This is a genomic window from Streptomyces incarnatus (genome assembly GCF_001027185.1).
Classification (GTDB): domain Bacteria; phylum Actinomycetota; class Actinomycetes; order Streptomycetales; family Streptomycetaceae; genus Streptomyces; species Streptomyces puniciscabiei.
In genome coordinates this window covers 2,327,162-2,346,369 of sequence record NZ_CP011497.1, presented here as the reverse complement: position 1 = coordinate 2,346,369, position 19,208 = coordinate 2,327,162, and the positions used below count along the sequence as shown (strand labels likewise).

The following is a 19,208-nucleotide window of genomic DNA, read 5'->3' as shown; positions in this document are numbered from 1 at the left end:
ACCCCGGGAACCCTTGGCGTGGGTCGGGAGTTGCCCACTTGAGGTGTCGGCGAGCACACGGCTTAAGGTGGGCCTGCGTACGTAGGGGAATGCGGGATTCCGGGAACCATCCGGGCTCCCGCCGCGTTTCCGGTACGTGCACAGTGACATCGCGGTGACAGGGTGTGGCGACAGGCGGGGTGCGGCTACGATGACCGGCACAAGGACGGGCGGCGAAAGGGAGTCGTCCCCTGGGGCGGCGCCCGGTGTACCGCCGGGGCGAGGAGGGCGGGCCATGGTGCAGAAGGCCAAGATCCTCCTGGTCGATGACCGGCCGGAGAATCTGCTGGCGCTGGAGGCGATCCTCTCGGCGCTCGATCAGACGCTGGTGCGGGCATCGTCCGGGGAGGAAGCGCTCAAGGCACTGCTCACGGACGATTTCGCGGTCATTCTGCTGGACGTCCAGATGCCGGGCATGGACGGGTTCGAGACCGCCGCGCACATCAAGCGGCGCGAGCGGACCCGGGACATCCCGATCATCTTCCTCACGGCGATCAACCACGGGCCGCACCACACCTTCCGGGGCTATGCGGCGGGCGCGGTCGACTACATCTCCAAGCCCTTCGACCCGTGGGTGCTGCGCGCCAAGGTCTCGGTGTTCGTCGAGCTGTACATGAAGAACTGCCAGCTGCGCGAGCAGGCGGCGCTGCTGCGGCTGCAGTTGGAGGGCGGCGGCAAGGGCGCGGTCGGCGGCAAGGAGTCCGCCGGGCTGCTCGCCGAGCTGTCCGCGCGGCTCGCGGCCGTGGAGGAGCAGGCCGAGGCCCTGTCCAAGCAGCTGGACGACGACTCGGCGGACGCGGCCGCGGTGGCCACGGCGGCCCATCTGGAGCGCAAACTCACCGGGTTGCGGCGCGCGCTCGACGCCCTGGAGCCGGGCGCCGGCCCCGGCGGCTCCTCGGTGCCCGCGCAGAACTGAGGTACGCCCAGGTGGCGGTTGCCCATGAGCGTGCGTCAGTTCCGGTCCTCGCCAAGGGCGACACGAACGGGTGAAGCTGTGGGCACACGTGTCCGCTGTCGTCTCCCCCGGTAACCTCACACCCATGGCCTCACGTCCCTCCGCAGCCAAGAAGCAGCCCGCGAAGAAGGCGGCCGCTCCCTCGAAGGCTCCGGCGAGGAAGGCCGCAGCGAAGAAGGCCCCGGCCAAGAAGGCGCCCGCCAAGAAGGCCCCGGCCCGAAAGGCCGCGCCGCCGAAGCCGGCGCCCAGCCCCACCGGGGGCGTGTACCGGCTCGTGCGCGCCCTCTGGCTGGGCCTCGCGCACGCCGTCGGCGCCGTCTTCCGGGGCATAGGGCAGGGCGCGAAGAACCTCGATCCGGCCCACCGCAAGGACGGCATCGCGCTGCTGCTGTTCGGCATCGCGCTGATCGTCGCCGCCGGCACCTGGGCCGACCTGAAGGGCCCCGTCGGCGACCTCGTGGCGATCCTCGTCACCGGCGCGTTCGGCCGGCTCGACCTCCTGGTGCCGATCCTGCTCGCGGTGATCGCCGTACGGTTCATCCGGCACCCGGAGCAGCCGGAGGCCAACGGACGGATCGTGATCGGCCTGTCCGCGCTCGTCATCGGCGTGCTCGGCCAGGTCCACATCGCCTGTGGCTCGCCCGCGCGCAGCGACGGCATGCAGGCCATAAGGGACGCCGGCGGCCTCATCGGCTGGGCGGCGGCCACCCCGCTGACCTACAGCATGACCGACGTGCTCGCCGTACCCCTGCTGGTGCTGCTGACGCTCTTCGGGCTGCTCGTGGTGACCGCGACCCCGGTCAACGCCATCCCGCAGCGGCTGCGGGCGCTCGGTGTGCGCCTGGGCGTGCTGCACGACCACGAGGCGGAGGAGTTCACCGAGGACGACGAGCGCTACGACGACCAATGGCGCGAGGCGCTGCCCGCGCGCCCCCGAAAGCGCGCGTCCGCCCCCCGGGCGTACGACCCCGACGGCGCCGAGGAGGAGGCCCTCTCGCAGCGCCGTGGCCGCCCCAGGCGCTCTGCGGTGCCCCAGCCGGATCCGCAGCGCCGGATGGACGCGGTGGACGTCGCGGCGGCCGCCGCCGCGGCGCTCGACGGCGCGGTGCTGCACGGCATGCCGCCCTCCCCGCTGGTCGCCGACCTCACCCAGGGCGTCAGCGTCGGCGACCGCGAGGAGACCACACCGGTGCCCACTCCGGCACCGGCCGCCGAGCCCGCCCCGACGCCGGTCCCCGCCGCCCGCCCCAAGCAGGAGAAGCTCAAGCTCGGGACCGTCCCCGACCTCACCAAGAAGGCCCCCGAGGAGCCGCGCGACCTGCCGCCGCGCGCGGAGCAGCTCCAGCTCTCCGGGGACGTCACCTACGCGCTGCCCGCACTGGACCTGCTCACGCGCGGCGGCCCCGGCAAGGCACGCAGCGCCGCCAACGACGCGGTCGTCGCCTCGCTGACCCAGGTCTTCACCGAGTTCAAGGTCGACGCCGCCGTCACCGGCTTCACCCGCGGCCCGACGGTCACCCGCTACGAGGTCGAGCTCGGCCCCGCCGTCAAGGTCGAGCGGATCACCGCGCTGACCAAGAACATCGCCTACGCCGTCGCCAGCCCGGACGTGCGGATCATCAGCCCGATCCCCGGCAAGTCCGCGGTCGGCATCGAGATCCCGAACACCGACCGCGAGATGGTCAACCTCGGCGACGTGCTGCGGCTCGCGGAGTCCGCCGAGGACGACGACCCGATGCTGGTCGCCTTCGGCAAGGACGTCGAGGGCGGGTACGTGATGCACTCGCTGGCCAAGATGCCGCACATGCTGGTCGCCGGTGCGACCGGCTCCGGCAAGTCGTCCTGCATCAACTGCCTGATCACCTCGGTCATGATGCGGGCGACCCCGGAGGACGTCCGGATGATCCTGGTCGACCCCAAACGCGTCGAGCTGACCGCTTATGAGGGCATCCCGCACCTGATCACGCCGATCATCACCAACCCCAAGCGGGCCGCCGAGGCGCTGCAGTGGGTCGTGCGCGAGATGGACCTGCGCTACGACGACCTCGCGGCCTACGGCTACCGGCACATCGACGACTTCAACCAGGCCGTCCGCGAGGGCAGGGTCAAGCCGCCGGAGGGCAGCGAGCGGGAGCTGCAGCCCTACCCGTACCTGCTGGTGATCGTGGACGAGCTGGCCGACCTGATGATGGTCGCCCCGCGTGACGTCGAGGACGCGATCGTGCGCATCACCCAGCTCGCGCGCGCGGCCGGCATCCACCTGGTCCTCGCCACCCAGCGCCCGTCGGTCGACGTGGTCACCGGTCTCATCAAGGCCAACGTGCCCTCCCGGCTGGCCTTCGCCACCTCCTCGCTCGCCGACTCCCGGGTCATCCTCGACCAGCCCGGCGCCGAGAAGCTGATCGGCAAGGGCGACGGCCTGTTCCTGCCGATGGGAGCGAACAAGCCGACCCGCATGCAGGGCGCCTTCGTGACCGAGGCCGAGGTCGCGGCCGTCGTCCAGCACTGCAAGGACCAGATGGCGCCGGTCTTCCGGGACGACGTCACGGTCGGCACCAAGCAGAAGAAGGAGATCGACGAGGACATCGGCGACGACCTGGACCTGCTGTGCCAGGCGGCCGAGCTGGTCGTCTCCACCCAGTTCGGGTCGACCTCCATGCTCCAGCGGAAGCTGCGCGTGGGCTTCGCCAAGGCCGGGCGGCTCATGGACCTCATGGAGTCCCGGGGCGTGGTGGGCCCGAGCGAGGGCTCCAAGGCACGTGACGTTCTTGTGAAGCCTGATGAGCTGGACGGCGTGCTCGCCGTGATTCGCGGGGAGTCTGAGGAGTAGGGCTGTAGGACGGTAGGGAGAAGGGCCGTTCGGCGGATGCCCGGTTACGCCGGGCGGCGTCGTCGTGATCCACCCGTTAGAGAACGGCGAGCAACCGTTTCCCTTCGTCGTACGTCCAGTTGAGCGAAAGGACAGATAGGCGTCCCACCATGGGGTACCTGCCTGTCGAATCATAGGAATGTCCGGCCATTCCTATGGTGCCAAAGTCCGACCGCCCGGTTGCCCCACCCTTTCGTACCCCCCCTAGACTGAGCTTCCAGCACAGGTGGCTACACGCTCGAAAGGCGCCCCCGTGTCCATCGGCAACTCCCCTGAAGACGAGCGTCCGTTCCGAGACGAGTCCCAGGAAGCCCGTGTCTCCGTGGGCCGCGCCCTGCAGCAGGCGCGGATCGCGGCCGGGCTCACCGTGGACGACGTCAGCACTGCCACTCGTGTCCGTATCGCCATCGTCCACGCCATCGAGGCGGACGACTTCGCGCCCTGTGGCGGCGATGTGTACGCCCGCGGGCACATCCGCACGCTGGCCAAGGCCGTCCACCTCGATCCCGCGCCCCTGATCGCCCAGTACGACGCCGAGCACGGCGGCCGTCCCGCACCCACCCCGGCAGCCCCCCTGTTCGAGGCCGAGCGGATCCGGCCCGAGCGGCGCGGGCCGAACTGGACCGCCGCCATGGTCGCCGCGATCGTCGTGGTGATCGGCTTCGTCGGCTTCACCGCGGTCAAGGGCGGCGGCTCCGGGAACGACGCGAAGTCGCAGGTCGCCCAGGGTGGCGGTACGCCTACCGCGAGCAGGTCCGCCTCGCCCACGCCGACGAAGGGCAAGCCCGCCGCGCCGAGCCCCGCGCCCTCCGACAGCGCCATCGCCGCCGCGCCCCAGGACAAGGTGACCGTCCAGATCAGCGCCCCCAACGGACGCAGCTGGATCTCGGCCAAGGACCACAACGGCCGGATGCTCTTCGACGGGCTGCTGAACAAGGGCCAGTCCAAGACCTTCCAGGACAGCACCAAGATCAACCTGATCCTCGGCGACGCCGGCGCCATCGAGCTGTACGTCAACGGCAAGAAGATCGACGACAACTTCCAGCCGGGCCAGGTGGAGCGCCTCACCTACACGAAGGGCGACCCCGTCGCCGGCTAGCCCGTCCCCCGGGCGGAACGGATGTGACGGGGTCGGCCAGGATCTGCCAACCCCGTCGACGTGGGCTGTCAGTGAGACGAAGTACTCTTGAGCCCATGCCTGAACGCCGTACCGTCGCACTCGTCACACTCGGCTGCGCCCGTAACGAGGTGGACTCGGAGGAGCTCGCAGGCCGTTTGGAGGCGGACGGCTGGCAGCTCGTCGAGGACGCCGCGGACGCCGACGTCGCCGTGGTCAACACGTGTGGCTTCGTCGAGGCCGCCAAGAAGGACTCCGTCGACGCCCTCCTGGAGGCCAACGACCTCAAGGACCATGGCAGAACCCAGGCCGTGGTGGCGGTGGGCTGCATGGCCGAGCGGTACGGCAAGGAGCTGGCCGAGGCGCTGCCCGAGGCCGACGGCGTGCTCGGCTTCGACGACTACGCGGACATCTCCGACCGCCTGCAGACCATCCTGTCCGGCGGCATCCACGCCTCCCACACCCCGCGCGACCGCCGCAAGCTGCTCCCGATCACCCCGGCCGAGCGGCAGGAATCGGCCGCGTCCGTCGCCCTGCCCGGGCACGCCCCGGCCGACCTCCCGGAGGGTGTGGCGCCCGCCTCGGGCCCCCGTGCGCCCCTGCGCCGCCGCCTCGACGGCTCCCCGGTCGCCTCGGTGAAGCTCGCCTCCGGCTGCGACCGGCGCTGCTCCTTCTGCGCCATCCCGTCCTTCCGGGGCTCCTTCATCTCCCGCCGCCCCAGCGACGTGCTGAACGAGACGCGCTGGCTGGCCGAGCAGGGCGTGAAGGAGATCATGCTGGTCTCCGAGAACAACACCTCCTACGGCAAGGACCTGGGCGACATCCGCCTGCTGGAGTCCCTGCTGCCGGAGCTGGCCGAGGTCGACGGCATCGAGCGGGTGCGGGTCAGCTACCTCCAGCCGGCCGAGATGCGCCCCGGCCTGATCGACGTGCTGACCTCCACCCCGAAGGTCGCCCCGTACTTCGACCTGTCCTTCCAGCACTCCGCGCCCAGCGTGCTGCGTGCCATGCGCCGCTTCGGCGACACCGACCGCTTCCTGGAGCTGCTCGACACCATCCGCTCCAAGGCGCCCGAGGCCGGTGTGCGCTCCAACTTCATCGTCGGCTTCCCCGGCGAGAGCGAGGCCGACCTCGCCGAGCTGGAGCGCTTCCTGAACGGCGCCCGCCTGGACGCCATCGGTGTCTTCGGCTACTCCGACGAGGAGGGCACGGAGGCGGCGACCTACGACGACAAGCTCGACGAGGACGTCGTCGCCGAGCGCCTGGCCCGGGTGTCCCGGCTCGCCGAGGAACTGGTCTCCCAGCGCGCCGAGGAGCGCGTCGGCGACACCGTGCGCGTCCTGGTCGAGTCCGTGGACGAGGAAGAGGGCGTGTACGGCCGTGCCGCGCACCAGGCGCCCGAGACCGACGGCCAGGTCCTGCTCACGAGCGGCGCCGGGCTGAGCGTCGGACGTATGGTCGAGGCGAAGGTGGTCGGTACGGAAGGTGTCGACCTGGTGGCCGAGCCGCTGACCGGCTCGCCCGCGTGTAGTGAGGAGGCGGGCAGATGACCGGAGTCCCGGCATCCGCCGCGGGTGGCTCCTCCGGCGCGCACGGCGCGCGGGGTCCGGCCGCCCCTGCCGACGGCGCTCGGTCCGAGGTCTCCGGTTCTGCTCCAGGTCCCGACAGTGGCGGCAGGCCCGCGCGCGGCGGAAAGATCGCGGCCGCGGCCGTCAACCAGGCCAGCGTCTGGAACGTGGCCAATCTGCTGACCATGCTCCGGCTGGTCCTGGTGCCCGGCTTCGTGGCCCTGATGCTGGCGAACGGCGGCTACGACCCGGCCTGGCGCTCACTGGCCTGGGCCGCCTTCGCCATCGCCATGATCACCGACCTGTTCGACGGGCATCTGGCGCGCACCTACAACCTGGTCACCGACTTCGGGAAGATCGCCGACCCCATCGCCGACAAGGCGATCATGGGGGCGGCGCTGATCTGTCTGTCGGGCCTGGGCGATCTGCCCTGGTGGGTGACGGGGGTCATCCTCGGCCGGGAACTCGGCATCACGCTGCTGCGTTTTCTGGTCATTCGCTATGGCGTGATCCCGGCCAGTCGTGGGGGCAAGCTCAAGACCCTCACCCAGGGCGTGGCGGTCGGGATGTACGTCCTGGCGCTGACGGGATGGCTGGCCACACTGAGGTTCTGGGTGATGGCCGCGGCCGTCGTCCTCACCGTCGTCACCGGACTCGACTACGTGAGACAAGCCATTGTGCTGCGCAGGCGGGGAATCGCCGAGCGCGCGGCGGCGTTGGAGGAGAAGGAAGCGTGAGCTCACCGGCCACCGAACTGGTGCGACTACTGACCGTGAGGGGCGAGACCCTCGCTGTCGCCGAGTCGCTCACCGGTGGCCTGGTGGCGGCGGAGATCACCTCGGTCCCCGGAGCGTCCAAGGTGTTCCGGGGTTCGGTCACCGCCTACGCCACCGAGCTGAAGCACGAACTGCTGGGCGTCGACGCCACCCTGCTGGCGCAGCGCGGAGCGGTGGACCCGCAGGTCGCGGGCGAGATGGCGGCCGGCGTGCGGAAGGCGCTGGGCGCCGACTGGGGCATCGCGACGACCGGAGTCGCCGGCCCTGAACCCCAGGACGGACAGCCCGTCGGGACGGTTTTCGTGGCCGTGGACGGGCCCCTCACTGACCGCCCGGGTTCCGCCGGTGGCGGAAAAGTGGAGGCCCTGCGGTTGAACGGCAGCCGTGCGGAAATTCGTATGGAGAGTGTACGGAGCGTACTCGCAGTGCTCCTGGAGCAGCTTGCGGGCGAACAGACCGGTAATGAGCGGGCACAGGATACGGAACGGAACGGGGGGTTTTGATGTTTGCAGCCCTGAGTGAACACGACATCGCTCCCCGCACGGCCGCAGCGCGAGGCGGTACGGTGGGGCGAGAAGGATGCGGCTACGCGGTCCGAGGAGGGAGCCACCGATGATTCTGCTCCGTCGCCTGCTGGGTGACGTGCTGCGTCGGCAGCGCCAACGCCAGGGCCGTACTCTGCGCGAAGTCTCCTCGTCCGCCCGAGTCTCACTCGGCTATCTCTCCGAGGTGGAGCGGGGGCAGAAGGAGGCTTCCTCCGAGCTGCTCGCCGCCATCTGCGACGCGCTGGACGTACGGATGTCGGAACTCATGCGGGAAGTGAGCGACGAGCTGGCGCTCGCCGAACTGGCCCAGTCCGCCGCGGCCACCGAGCCCGTGCCCACGCCGGTCCGTCCGATGCTGGGTTCCGTCTCGGTGACCGGTGTGCCACCGGAACGGGTGACCATCAAGGCGCCCGCCGAGGCAGTGGACGTGGTCGCCGCGTGACGCACGCGTACGCGGCTCAGCACCGATAGCTGTAAGACCCCAGCCGGCCGTTCCAGGGGGACCTGGAGCGTCGGCCGGGGTTTCGGTTTCACCGGCCACATGTGTGATGTGTGTCGCTTTTGCGTCCGTTTGCCGGTGGTGAGGGAGGCGGCCATGGTGGAGGGACGTGACGGCGCCGAAGCACCGGAGGAACCCGATGTACGTCGTGAAGAGCCCGTTGGCCGACGCTGACCTGAAGACCGTGACCGAGGCGCTGCAGGGTGCCCTTGTCGACCTGGTGGACCTCTCCCTGGTCGCCAAGCAGATCCACTGGAACATCGTCGGGCCCCGCTTCCGCTCCATCCACCTCCAGCTCGACGAGGTCGTCGCCTCCGCACGCACCCACTCCGACACCGTCGCCGAGCGATCCTCGGCGCTCGGCGTACCGCCGGACGGGCGCGCCGCCACGGTGGCCTCCGGCAGCGGCATCGGCACCACTCCGGCGGGCTGGATCAAGGACGGGGACGCGGTCCGGGCGATGGTGGAGGCGCTCGGCGCCGTGATCACCCGGATGCGGGAGCGGGTCGCGGCGACGGGGGAGCCGGATCCGGTCTCCCAGGACATCTTCATCGGGATCACGGCGGATCTGGAGAAGCATCACTGGATGTTCCAGGCCGAGAACGCGTAGGTGTCCCGGCCAGGGCCGGTTCAAAGTACTCGGTGAAAAACCGGACGAGCCGGCTCGTGTGCACCGGTGGGCCCGGAGTGCGTCTCCCGCGTCGGGCGGGCGGCGGTCCAGCGTTCCGCAGGAGGTGGTGGCGGCCATGGTGGGGCGGATAGCGCGCTGGGCGGTCGCGCTGGGGTGCGCAGCCGTGTGGTGGTGGGCCGTGCTCCGGATCGCCCTGGGGCACGGGGCGGGCGTGCTGGAAGCCGCCGTCGCGGCCGGCGGGTGGGGGCTGAGCCTGCTGCCCGTGCACTGCGTCCCCGAGACGCAGGCCGTGGGCGGCGGGCAGCGGGGGCGCTGGGCGGCCGCCTGGCGGGCGGGGGACGCTACCAGGGCATCGCCACACCCCCGTTCGGGCGAAGTATCTGACCCGTGGTGAACGCCGAGGCGTCCGACGCCAGGTACAGCACCGCGTGAGCGACGTCGTCCGGCTCGCCGACCCGGCCCAGCGGCGCCATTCGGGCCATCACGCCCTCGGTGTGCGCCTGCGCCTCGCGGTCGTGGCGGTCGGTCATCGGGGTGCGGATCCAGCCCGGGGCGATCGCGTTGACCCGGATGCCGTGCCGCCCGACCTCGGCGGCCAGCGTCTTGGTCAGCTGGACCACGGCCGCCTTCGCCGCGCCGTAGCAGAGCAGCCCGGGTCCGCCGGTGTCGACCGCGCCCGAGGCCATGGTGACGATGCTGCCCCGGATGGCACGGGCCAGCATCGAGCGGGCCGCCTCCTGGCAGGCGTACAGCACACCCTTGAAGTTGACGTTCAGTACCCGGTCGAGATCCTCGTCGCGGGTCTCCAGCACGGGGCTGCTGTGCATGATCCCGGCGATCGCCGCCATCACGTCCAGCCGCTCGCAGGACCGGACGGCCTCGGCGAGCCGGGCCCGGTCGGTGACGTCCAGGACGTGGGTACGGGCCGTGCCGCCGCGCTTCTCGATCAGCTCCGCCGTGCCGTGCAGGCCGTCCGCGTCCCGGTCGGCGCAGTGCACCGTCGCCCCCGCCTCGGCGAGCAGTACGGCGGAGGCCCGGCCGATACCGCCGGCGGCTCCGGTGACGAATGCGGTGCGCCCGGTGAGGTCGTACGCGGTGAGGGGCATGCGGCGACGGTACGAGCGTTTCTGACGGGTCGTCAATTGGTGGGCGGGGATTGGCTGGGTGTGCTGCGCATCGGGCCAGGGCTGTGGGTGTGATCGGGGTGCGGGGCCGCGACGGCCGGGGCGCGGGCCGGACGGGGTTTTCGGTCGCTCTGGTGTCGTCGGTAGTGGAGTGTGGGCTCGGTGGGGGGTGGGCCGAGTACAGGAGGGGTTGAGTACGGGAGGGGTTGAGCACGGGAGGAGGTAGCGTACAGACCGGCTCGGGGATCGGCGGGGTCGGCGCTGGTTGTTCGGGTGGCGCCGGGCCCGGCGTGTGGCGGAGACCTGGTGGGGTGCCAGGGCGTCAGGCGGTGCGGCGAGGTGGGCGGTTCTGCCGGTGCTGGGGTGCGCCGGGGGCCGGGGCGGGGCCCGACTGGCAGGTGGGGCACCAGTAGGTGGGGCGCTCCCGGGAGCCGTCGCCCTGGTCGGCCACGCGGACCGGGGTGTGGCAGCGCAGGCAGGGGCGGGATGCGCGGCCGTAGACGAACAGGTCGTGCCGGTGCAGGCCCGTGGTCTGGCGGACCGGGCGGTCGCGGTTCGCCTCCAGGAGTCTCTTGGCGAGCGCGGGCAGCTTCTCGGCACGGTCCGCGGGCAGCGTGCCGACCGGCAGCCATGGGGTGACGCCCAGCAGGAAGCACAGCTCGCTCTTGTAGACGTTGCCGATGCCGGCGAGGTTGCGCTGGTCGAGCAGGGCCTCGCCGAGCGGGCGGGCGGGGTCGGCGAGGAGGTTGGCGAGGGCGCGCTCGGGGTCCCAGTCCGGGCCGAGCAGGTCGGGGCCCAGATGGCCGACGATCCGTTCTTCCTCGCTCGTGCGCAGCAGTTCCAGGACCTGGAGCCGGTAGCCCACGGCCGTGCGGTCGGCGGTGCCGAGGATCGCCCTGATCTGGTGTGCCGGGCCTCCTCGCCAGCGCTCGCCGGTGCCGTACACCTTCCAGGTGCCCTCCATCCGCAGGTGCGTGTGCAGGGTCAGGCCGCCCTCGAACCGGGTGAGCAGGTGTTTGCCGCGCGGGACCGTGCCGAGCACCGACCGGCCCGTGAGGTCGACCGTCGCGTACTTCGGCACCCGGAAGTCGCTGCGGGTCAGCGCCTTGCCCGCGAGGGCCTCGTGCAGCCGCCGCGCGGCCTGCCAGACCGTGTCACCTTCGGGCATGCGTCAAGGGTGCCACGGGCGGGGCGAGCGGCGGGCGGCGGTGGCGGCGCGCTCCAAGGGGGGCGCGGGGTTGTATCGGTATCCGGCTCCGCCACGCGGGCGCGACCAGCCACGACGCTGCCGCAGCGGAAAAGCCGCACGATGCCACGGGCGGGCGAGGCGGGTGGCGGGTGGCGGGCGGCGGGTGGCGGGTGGCGGGTGGCGGCGCGAGGCTGCCGCAGTGGGAGAAGCCGCATGTCCACGAGGCTGCCGCAGCGGAAAGACGGGATGGCGCGGCACTTCCGGACTTGGTGGCAGCCGGTGGAGCGTCATGCTCTCAGGCGCAGGCCGCGCGGCGTGGCCACGAAGCCCGCTGCCTCGAAGAGGCTGCCTATGGGCGAGGTCAGGGCCTGGGCGCCGTTGATCCGCTCGACGGTGACCGTGCCGAGGGAGCCGGCTCGGGCCGCCGCGGCCAGGGCTTCCGCGGCCGTACGCAGCCGGGGGTCGTCCGGGGCCGGAGTGTCCGGGCCGGCGGGCCAGGCCAGCAGGGTCTTGCCGCCGCGCTCCATGTACAGCGTCAGTTCGCCCTCCACCAGGACGACCAGCGAGCCCGCCTTGCGTCCCGGCTTGTGCCCGGCACCGGTCGGCGGCTCGGGCCAGGACAGGGCCGCGCCGTACGCGTTGGCGGGATCGGCCGCGGCGAGGACCACGGCACGGGGGTCGGGCGAGGCCGCGCCCGTACGACCGCCCGCGTACCCTCCGTACCCGCGGTTCGCCGGTGGGCCGTAGCCGCCGGATCCGCCGCCTCTGGGGCCGCCGTAGCCGGGGGTGGCGAAGGGGTCGGCGAGGTCGCGAGGTGAGACGTATTCGCCGGGGGCGGGCGGCGGGTCCGTCGGCGGCCAGGTGAAGTCGCCGTCGAGTCCGGGGTGGGCGAAGCCGCCGTCGCCCTGGTCGAAGGCGCCGGGAAGGGCGCGATCGTGCGGTGTGCCGTCGGGTGCGGTGCCGTCGGGCGCGTCGAAGCCGTTCGGGAAGGCCGGCTGGGCGAAGCCGTCGGAACCGCCCGGGAAGCCGTTCCGGTGGGGCGCGGAGGGCAGGCCCTCGCTCCGGTCGCGCGCGTTGGACACCGCGCGGAGCCGGTCCACGGCACCGTCCATGGCGAACTGGGCCGCGCCCAGGCCCTCGACCACATAGCCCCGCCGCGCCTGGCCGCTCTCCTCGAACGCGGACAGCACGCGGTACACCGCCGAGAAGCCGCCCTCGATCCCCTCCGCGGCGACCGCGCCGCGGGTGACCACGCCGTGCCGGTCCAGCAGGGTGCGGGCCAGCGCGTGGGCGCGCACGGTGGCGTCCGGCTCGGCCGCCGGGAGCAGTGACCAGCGGCCGGCGACCGTCGGCGGGCCCGTACGGGACGCGGTGCGTGCGGCGGCCGTCAGGGAGCCGTAGCGCCCGCGCGGGACGGCGCGCTTGGCGCGGTGGGCGGTCGAGCCCGCCGTACGGCCCGAGCCCAGCAGGGAGCGCATCGGCGCGAGGGTGTCGTTGGTGAGCCGGCCCGACCAGGCCAGGTCCCAGAGCGCATCGGCCAGTTGGGGGTCGGTGATATCGGGGTGGGTGGTGGCACGGACCTGGTCCGCGATCTGACGGAAGAACAGGCCGTAGCCGCCGGACAGCGCATCCAGGACGGACTGATGGAGCGCGGTCAGCTCCAGAGGATGGGGCGGGGGGAGCAGCAAGGGGGCCGCGTCCGCAAGATAGAGGGAGACCCAGCCGTCCTTGCCGGGCAGGGCGCCCGCACCCGCCCACACCACTTCCCCGGCGGCGGTCAGCTCGTCGAGCAGCGAGGGCGTGTAGTTCGCCACCCGGGAGGGCAGGACGAGCTTCTCCAGCGCGGAGGCGGGCACGGAGGCGCCCTGCAACTGCTCGATGGCACGCACCAGTCCGTCGATACCGCGCACTCCGTGCCCCTTGCCGATGTGCTGCCACTGCGGCAGGAACTGGGCGAGCGCGGCCGGTGGCACGGGCTCCAGCTCATGGCGCAGGGCCGCCAGGGAGCGGCGGCGCAGACGGCGCAGTACGGCCGCGTCGCACCACTCCTGGCCGATGCCCGCCGGGTGGAACTCGCCCTGGACGACCCGGCCGTTCGCGGCGAGCCGCTGCAGGGCGCCCTCGGTGACCGCCACCCCCAGGCCGAAGCGGGCCGCGGCCGTGGCCGAGGTGAACGGGCCGTGCGTGCGGGCGTAACGGGCGAGGAGATCGCCCAGCGGGTCCTTCACCGGCTCGGTGAAGGCCTCGGGCACACCGACGGGCAGTGCCGTGCCGAGCGCGTCGCGCAGCCGGCCCGCGTCCTCGACCGCCGCCCAGTGGTCGGCGCCCGCGATCCGGACCTTGATCGCCCGGCGGGCGCCGGCCAGCTCGCGCGCCCACTGCGGGTCCGCGCCCCGCGCGACCAGCTCGGCGTCCGTCAGCGGACCGAGCAGCCGCAGCACATCGGCCACGCCCTCCACGTCCTTGACCCGCCGGTCCTCCGTGAGCCACTGCAGCTCGCGCTCCAGCTCGGTCAGCACCTCGGCGTCGAGCAGTTCGCGCAGCTCCGCCTGGCCCAGCAGCTCGGCCAGCAGCCGCGAGTCCAGGGACAGCGCTGCGGCCCGGCGCTCGGCCAGGGGGGAGTCGCCCTCGTACAGGAACTGGGCGACGTACCCGAACAGCAGGGAGCGGGCGAACGGGGAGGGCTCCGGGGTGGTGACCTCGACCAGGCGCACCTTCCGGGACTCGATGTCGCCCATCAGCTCCACGAGCCCGGGGACGTCGAAGACGTCCTGGAGGCACTCGCGGACGGCCTCCAGGACGATCGGGAACGAGCCGAACTCGCTGGCCACCTGGAGCAGTTGGGCCGCGCGCTGGCGCTGTTGCCACAGTGGGGTCCGCTTGCCCGGGTTGCGGCGGGGCAGCAGCAGCGCGCGGGCGGCGCACTCACGGAACCGGGAGGCGAACAGGGCGGAGCCGCCGACCTGGTCGGTGACGATCTGGTCGACCTCGCCCTTGTCGAAGGCGACGTCCGCCGCGCCGACGGGCGCCTGTTCGCTGTCGTACTCCGTGCCGGCCTTCATCGGCGCCTGGTCGAGCAGGTCCAGGCCCATCAGGTCGGCATCGGGCAGTCGCAGCACGATGCCGTCGTCGGCGTGCATGACCTGCGCGTCCATGCCGTACCGCTCGGACAGGCGGGCGCCGAGCGCGAGCGCCCACGGGGCGTGCACCTGGGCGCCGAAGGGGGAGTGGACGACGACCCGCCAGTCGCCGAGCTCGTCGCGGAAGCGCTCCACGACGATCGTGCGGTCGTCCGGGACATGGCCGCAGGCCTCGCGCTGCTCGCCCAGGTACGACAGCACGTTGTCCGCCGCCCAGGCGTCCAGGCCCGCCGCCAGCAGGCGCAGCCGCGCGTCGTCCCTGGGCAGTGCGCCGACCTCGCGCAGGAACGCGCCCACGGCACGGCCCAGTTCGAGCGGGCGGCCCAGCTGGTCGCCCTTCCAGAAGGGCAGCCGGCCCGGCACGCCGGGGGCGGGGGAGACCAGGACCCGGTCGCGGGTGATGTCCTCGATGCGCCAGGAACTCGTGCCCAGCGTGAAGACGTCCCCCACGCGGGACTCGTAGACCATCTCCTCGTCGAGCTCGCCGACCCGGCCGCCGCCCTTCTTCGGGTCGGCACCGGCGAGGAATACCCCGAACAGACCGCGGTCGGGGATCGTGCCGCCCGAGGTGACGGCAAGGCGCTGGGCACCCGGGCGGCCGGTGATCTCGCCGGTCACGCGGTCCCACACCACGCGCGGGCGCAGCTCCGCGAACGCGTCGGACGGATAGCGGCCGGCGAGCATGTCGAGCACCGCCGTGAACGCCGACTCGGGCAGCGCGGCGAAGGGGGCCGCGCGGCGGACCACGGCGAGCAGGTCGTCGAACTGCCAGGTGTCCAGCGCCGTCATCGCGACCAGTTGCTGCGCGAGCACGTCGAGCGGGTTCGCGGGCACCTTCAGGGACTCGATCGAGCCCGAGCGCATCCGCTCGGTGACCACGGCCGCCTGGACGAGGTCGCCGCGGTACTTGGGGAAGACCACACCGGTGGAGACGGCGCCCACCTGGTGCCCCGCGCGGCCGACGCGCTGCAGCCCGGAGGCGACCGAGGGCGGGGACTCGACCTGTACGACCAGGTCGACGGCGCCCATGTCGATGCCCAGCTCCAAGCTGGACGTGGCGACCACGGCGGGCAGGCGGCCCGCCTTCAGGTCCTCCTCGACCAGGGCCCGCTGCTCCTTGGAGACCGAGCCGTGGTGCGCGCGGGCGATCACCGGGGGTGCGCCCTGGGCCGCGCCCGAGCCGCCCATCAGCTGGGCCGGGGCGTGGTGTTCGTCCAGGGTCTCGCCGGTCGCCCGCTCGTAGGCGATCTCGTTGAGCCGGTTGCACAGCCGCTCGGCGAGGCGCCGGGAGTTGGCGAACACGATGGTGGAGCGGTGGGACTGGACCAGGTCGGCGATCCGCTCCTCCACATGCGGCCAGATCGACGGCCGCTCCGCGCCCTCGCCCGCGTCGGCCGCCGGTGCGCCGCTCAGCTCGCCCATGTCCTCGACCGGGACGACCACGGAAAGGTCGAACTCCTTGCCGGACTCCGGCTGCACGATCTCCACCTTGCGGCGCGGCGAGAGATACCGGGCCACCTCGTCCACCGGGCGGACGGTCGCCGACAGGCCGATCCGCCGGGCCGGCTTCGGCAGCATCTCGTCCAGCCGCTCCAGGGAGAGCGCGAGATGGGCGCCGCGCTTGGTGCCCGCGACCGCGTGCACCTCGTCCAGGATCACCGTCTCCACGCCCGTGAGCGCGTCGCGCGTGGCCGAGGTCAGCATCAGGAACAGCGACTCGGGGGTGGTGATGAGGATGTCCGGCGGGCGGGTGGACAGGGCGCGCCGCTCGGCCGCGGGGGTGTCGCCGGAGCGGATGCCGACCCTGACCTCGGGCTCGGGCAGGCCCAGACGCACGGACTCCTGCCGGATGCCGGTCAGCGGGCTGCGGAGGTTGCGCTCGACATCGACCGCGAGGGCCTTCAGCGGGGAGACATAGAGCACCCGGCAGCGCTTCTTCGGGTCGGCCGGGGGCGGGGCCGAGGCCAGCTGGTCCAGGGCGGCGAGGAACGCGGCCAGCGTCTTGCCCGAGCCGGTCGGGGCCACCACCAGCACGTCCGAACCCGCACCGATGGCCCGCCACGCGCCGGCCTGGGCCGCGGTGGGCGCGGAGAACGCCCCCGTGAACCAGCCGCGGGTCGCGGGTGAGAAGCCGTCGAGGGCTCGGTGTGCGGAGCTGACCATGCGTCCATCCTGCACCCGCCCACTGACAATCACGCTGACCTGCGCGAACGCCCTCCGAGGGAGGGGAGGGGGGTCGAGCGCGGGGAGAGAGGTGGGGGCTGCGGCGGGTGCTGGTGCGGGGCGGGTGGCGATGGCTGGGGGTCGTGGGTGGTGCGGGGCGGGTGGCGATGGCCGTCAGTCGTGGGTGGTGCGGGGTGCGGATGGCGATGGCGGGGGGCGTGGGTGGTGCGGGGAGCCGGTGGCGACGGCCGGAAGGCGTGCGACGGCGAGGGGTCGGGGTGGTGCGGTGCGGGCGGAGGCGGCCAAGGGTCGTTGTTGGTGCGGGGAGCCGACGGTGGCTGCGGGTCGTTGCACGGGGAGCAGGGCCTCAGGGCCGAGGACGGACGCGGCGGGGGGCGGAGAATGGGCGTATGACGGGTGCGGTTCGGCGGGGCGAGGAACGGACGGGCGGGGAGACCCGTGGGCGTCGGCCGGTGGAGCGTGCGCGGCACTGGCGGTACGACGACCTGCCGGGCGTGGACCTGCTGCGGGCCCGGTACATCCGCAAGACCTTCGTCCGGCACACGCACGAGCACTTCGTGATCGCGGCCATAGCCGACGGCGTCGAGGTCTTCCACCACCGCGGCTCCGACGTGTCCGCAGGCGCGGGAGCCCTCGCCCTGGTCAACCCGGACACCACGCACACCGGCCGGGCAGGCGTTCCCGAGGGCTGGCGGTACGGCGCGGTCTACCCCTCACCCGAGGTCGTCGCCGCGATCGCGGCGGAGACCACCACCATCCGGGGCACGCCCGGTTTCGTCAGCCCCGTCCTGGACGACCCCTACACCGTCCGCCTGGTCCACCAGGTGCTGCGCGCCGCGGACGAGGGCAATGCGCTGGCCGCCGACACCCTGCTGCGGGTCGCCGTGACCAGGCTGCTGCGGCTGAACGGCGGCCCACTGCCGCAGCGGCCGGTCCGCACGGCCGGAGCCGGTATCGCCGCACGCGCGCGTGCGGTGCTGGACGAGCGGATGGCCGAGCCGCCGACCCTGGAACGGCTGGCCGGCGACCTCGGTACCAGCCCGTTCGCGCTGCTGCGGGCGTTCCGGGACGCCTACGGCATGCCGCCGCACGCCTGGCTGACCGACGCCCGCGTGCGCCGCGCACGGCTCCTGCTGGACGCGGGCTCGCCTCCCGCCGAGGCGGCGGTGGCCGTCGGCTTCACCGACCAGCCGCACCTCAACCGGCACTTCACCCGGATCGTCGGCGTGCCCCCGGGGGCCTACCAGCGCGAGCGCAGGACGACCGGCGAGCGCGGGCGCAAGAACGTACAAGACCCGGGGTGAGGGCCGCCCGTACCGTCCGGGGCGTGGCACAGCAGACAGCACTCGCGGACATGACCGCCGACGGCGCGGACAAGCCCGACCGGGCCGTCGTACGGGACGCCCTCGGGGTCGGCGTCGCCGTGGGTCTGTCCGGATTCGCCTTCGGGGTGACCTCGGCCGGCAGCGGGCTCGGACTGCTCCAGACCTGCGCGCTCAGCCTCCTGGTCTTCACCGGCGCCTCCCAGTTCGCCCTCGTCGGAGCGCTCGCCGCCGGAGGCAATCCGCTCACGGCCGCCGCCGGCGCCTTCTTCCTCGGCGTCCGCAACGCCTTCTACGGGCTGCGGCTGTCGCAGTTGCTCGCCCTCCCGCGCGCGGTACGGCCGTTCGCCGCCCAGTGGGTGATCGACGAGACCACGGCGGTCACCCTGGCCCAGCCGACCCGGCGCGCCCGGCGGATCGGCTTCACCGTCACCGGGCTGACGCTGTACGCGCTCTGGAACCTCACCACGCTGCTCGGCGCGCTCGGTGCCAAGGCCATCGGCGACACGCGCGCGTGGGGCCTCGACGCGGCCGGCCCCGCCGTGTTCCTGGCGCTCCTCGCGCCGATGCTGAGGACGATCACCGAGCGCGCGGTCGCGGGCCTGGCCGTCCTGCTGGGCCTCGGTCTGCTGCCCGTACTGCCGGCCGGCGTTCCGGTCCTGGTGGCGGCCCTGGCGGCACCGATCGCTCTCGTCGCCGAAGGCCGTCGCGCGAGGCGTGGCCGACAGGGCGGAGGACATGGGCCGGGCCGGACGAGTGGACCGGCTGGACTCACCGCATCGGATGCAGCGGCCCGAGTGGACCAGATTGATCAGGTTGATCAGATTGACCGGATCAATGGAGTGGATGGATCGGACGGCGGCGCCGTGGCGGAGGAGGACCGGTGAACACCTGGATCGGGATCGGCCTGACCGCCCTCGGCTGCTACGCCGTCAAGCTCGCCGGGCTGCTGGTGCCCGCAAGTGCCATGGAGCGGCCGTTCGTACGGCGGCTCGCCGCCCTGCTGCCCGTCGCCCTCCTCGCCGCGCTCACGGCTCAGCAGACGTTCGCCGACGGGCCCGCGCTCGTGCTGGACGCACGGGTCGCGGGGCTCGGCGCGGCCGCCGTGGCGCTGGTGCTCCGCGCGCCGTTCCTGCTGGTCGTCACGGCGGCCGTGGTGGTGACGGCGGGCGTACGGGCGCTCGGCGGATGACGCACCACCGGCGCTGCCCGACACGGCTCACGCGGGTGGTTCCGCGCGTACCGGTGGG

The 19,208-nt window shown here is 72.8% G+C and carries 14 protein-coding genes; 11 read left to right on the top strand and 3 right to left on the bottom strand.

All coding sequences use genetic code 11. The features are described from left to right. Positions 1 to 274: 274 nt before the first annotated feature. The 8 genes from ABB07_RS10330 (at position 275) to ABB07_RS10295 (ending at position 8,978) form a co-directional block, all read left to right on the top strand. Positions 275 to 955 (top strand): response regulator, encoded by a 681-nt coding sequence (locus ABB07_RS10330; RefSeq protein WP_069778400.1) that lies wholly within the window; start codon positions 275 to 277, stop codon positions 953 to 955. Positions 956 to 1,079: 124 nt separating this feature from the next. Continuing rightward, positions 1,080 to 3,824 (top strand): DNA translocase FtsK, encoded by a 2,745-nt coding sequence (locus ABB07_RS10325; protein ID WP_208898446.1) that lies wholly within the window; start codon positions 1,080 to 1,082, stop codon positions 3,822 to 3,824. Positions 3,825 to 4,116: 292 nt separating this feature from the next. Next, positions 4,117 to 4,962 carry a helix-turn-helix domain-containing protein gene (locus tag ABB07_RS10320; RefSeq protein ID WP_208898445.1) on the top strand — a complete coding sequence of 282 codons (846 nt, stop codon included), beginning with the start codon at positions 4,117 to 4,119 and terminating at the stop codon, positions 4,960 to 4,962. Positions 4,963 to 5,057: 95 nt separating this feature from the next. Continuing rightward, a complete protein-coding gene (gene rimO, locus ABB07_RS10315; protein ID WP_208898444.1) occupies positions 5,058 to 6,530 on the top strand; it encodes a 30S ribosomal protein S12 methylthiotransferase RimO in 1,473 nt (490 codons plus the stop codon). Further along, entirely contained in the window at positions 6,527 to 7,285 is a 759-nt protein-coding gene (pgsA, locus tag ABB07_RS10310; protein WP_208898443.1) for a CDP-diacylglycerol--glycerol-3-phosphate 3-phosphatidyltransferase, read from the top strand. The genes rimO and pgsA overlap by 4 nt, the downstream gene beginning before the upstream one ends. Continuing rightward, a complete protein-coding gene (locus ABB07_RS10305; RefSeq protein WP_208898442.1) occupies positions 7,282 to 7,827 on the top strand; it encodes a CinA family protein in 546 nt (181 codons plus the stop codon). Before pgsA ends, ABB07_RS10305 begins: the two co-directional genes overlap by 4 nt. A gap of 109 nt (positions 7,828 to 7,936) precedes the next feature. Then, on the top strand, positions 7,937 to 8,311 hold the full coding sequence (locus ABB07_RS10300; RefSeq protein WP_053666341.1) for a helix-turn-helix domain-containing protein: 375 nt from the start codon (positions 7,937 to 7,939) through the stop codon (positions 8,309 to 8,311). Between the two features lie 196 nt (positions 8,312 to 8,507). Further along, on the top strand, positions 8,508 to 8,978 hold the full coding sequence (locus ABB07_RS10295) for a Dps family protein (RefSeq protein WP_208898441.1): 471 nt from the start codon (positions 8,508 to 8,510) through the stop codon (positions 8,976 to 8,978). Between the two features lie 362 nt (positions 8,979 to 9,340). On the opposite strand, the gene ABB07_RS10290 is transcribed toward ABB07_RS10295, so the two are convergent. From ABB07_RS10290 to ABB07_RS10280, 3 genes are all read right to left on the bottom strand, one after another. Then, on the bottom strand, positions 9,341 to 10,105 hold the full coding sequence (locus ABB07_RS10290; RefSeq protein ID WP_208898440.1) for an SDR family NAD(P)-dependent oxidoreductase: 765 nt from the start codon (positions 10,103 to 10,105) through the stop codon (positions 9,341 to 9,343). A 340-nt stretch (positions 10,106 to 10,445) separates the two neighbouring features. Further along, positions 10,446 to 11,291, bottom strand: a complete 846-nt coding sequence (locus ABB07_RS10285) for an Fpg/Nei family DNA glycosylase (protein WP_208898439.1) — start codon at positions 11,289 to 11,291, stop codon at positions 10,446 to 10,448. A 308-nt stretch (positions 11,292 to 11,599) separates the two neighbouring features. Then, positions 11,600 to 16,615: an ATP-dependent helicase gene (locus ABB07_RS10280; protein WP_208898438.1), complete on the bottom strand. Its 5,016-nt coding sequence runs from the start codon at positions 16,613 to 16,615 to the stop codon at positions 11,600 to 11,602. 410 nt (positions 16,616 to 17,025) lie between these two features. Here ABB07_RS10280 and ABB07_RS10275 point away from each other — a divergent pair, with 410 nt between their 5' ends. From ABB07_RS10275 to ABB07_RS10265, 3 genes are read left to right on the top strand one after another with little or no spacing between them, the layout of a single operon-like run. Beyond that, the gene (locus ABB07_RS10275) at positions 17,026 to 17,940 is read left to right on the top strand and encodes an AraC family transcriptional regulator (RefSeq protein ID WP_244189309.1); all 915 of its coding nucleotides are present in this window, start codon (positions 17,026 to 17,028) and stop codon (positions 17,938 to 17,940) included. A 23-nt stretch (positions 17,941 to 17,963) separates the two neighbouring features. Next, a complete protein-coding gene (locus tag ABB07_RS10270) occupies positions 17,964 to 18,845 on the top strand; it encodes an AzlC family ABC transporter permease (RefSeq protein ID WP_425264697.1) in 882 nt (293 codons plus the stop codon). Next, positions 18,842 to 19,150, top strand: a complete 309-nt coding sequence (locus ABB07_RS10265) for an AzlD domain-containing protein (RefSeq protein ID WP_208898437.1) — start codon at positions 18,842 to 18,844, stop codon at positions 19,148 to 19,150. Before ABB07_RS10270 ends, ABB07_RS10265 begins: the two co-directional genes overlap by 4 nt. Positions 19,151 to 19,208 lie beyond the last annotated feature (58 nt).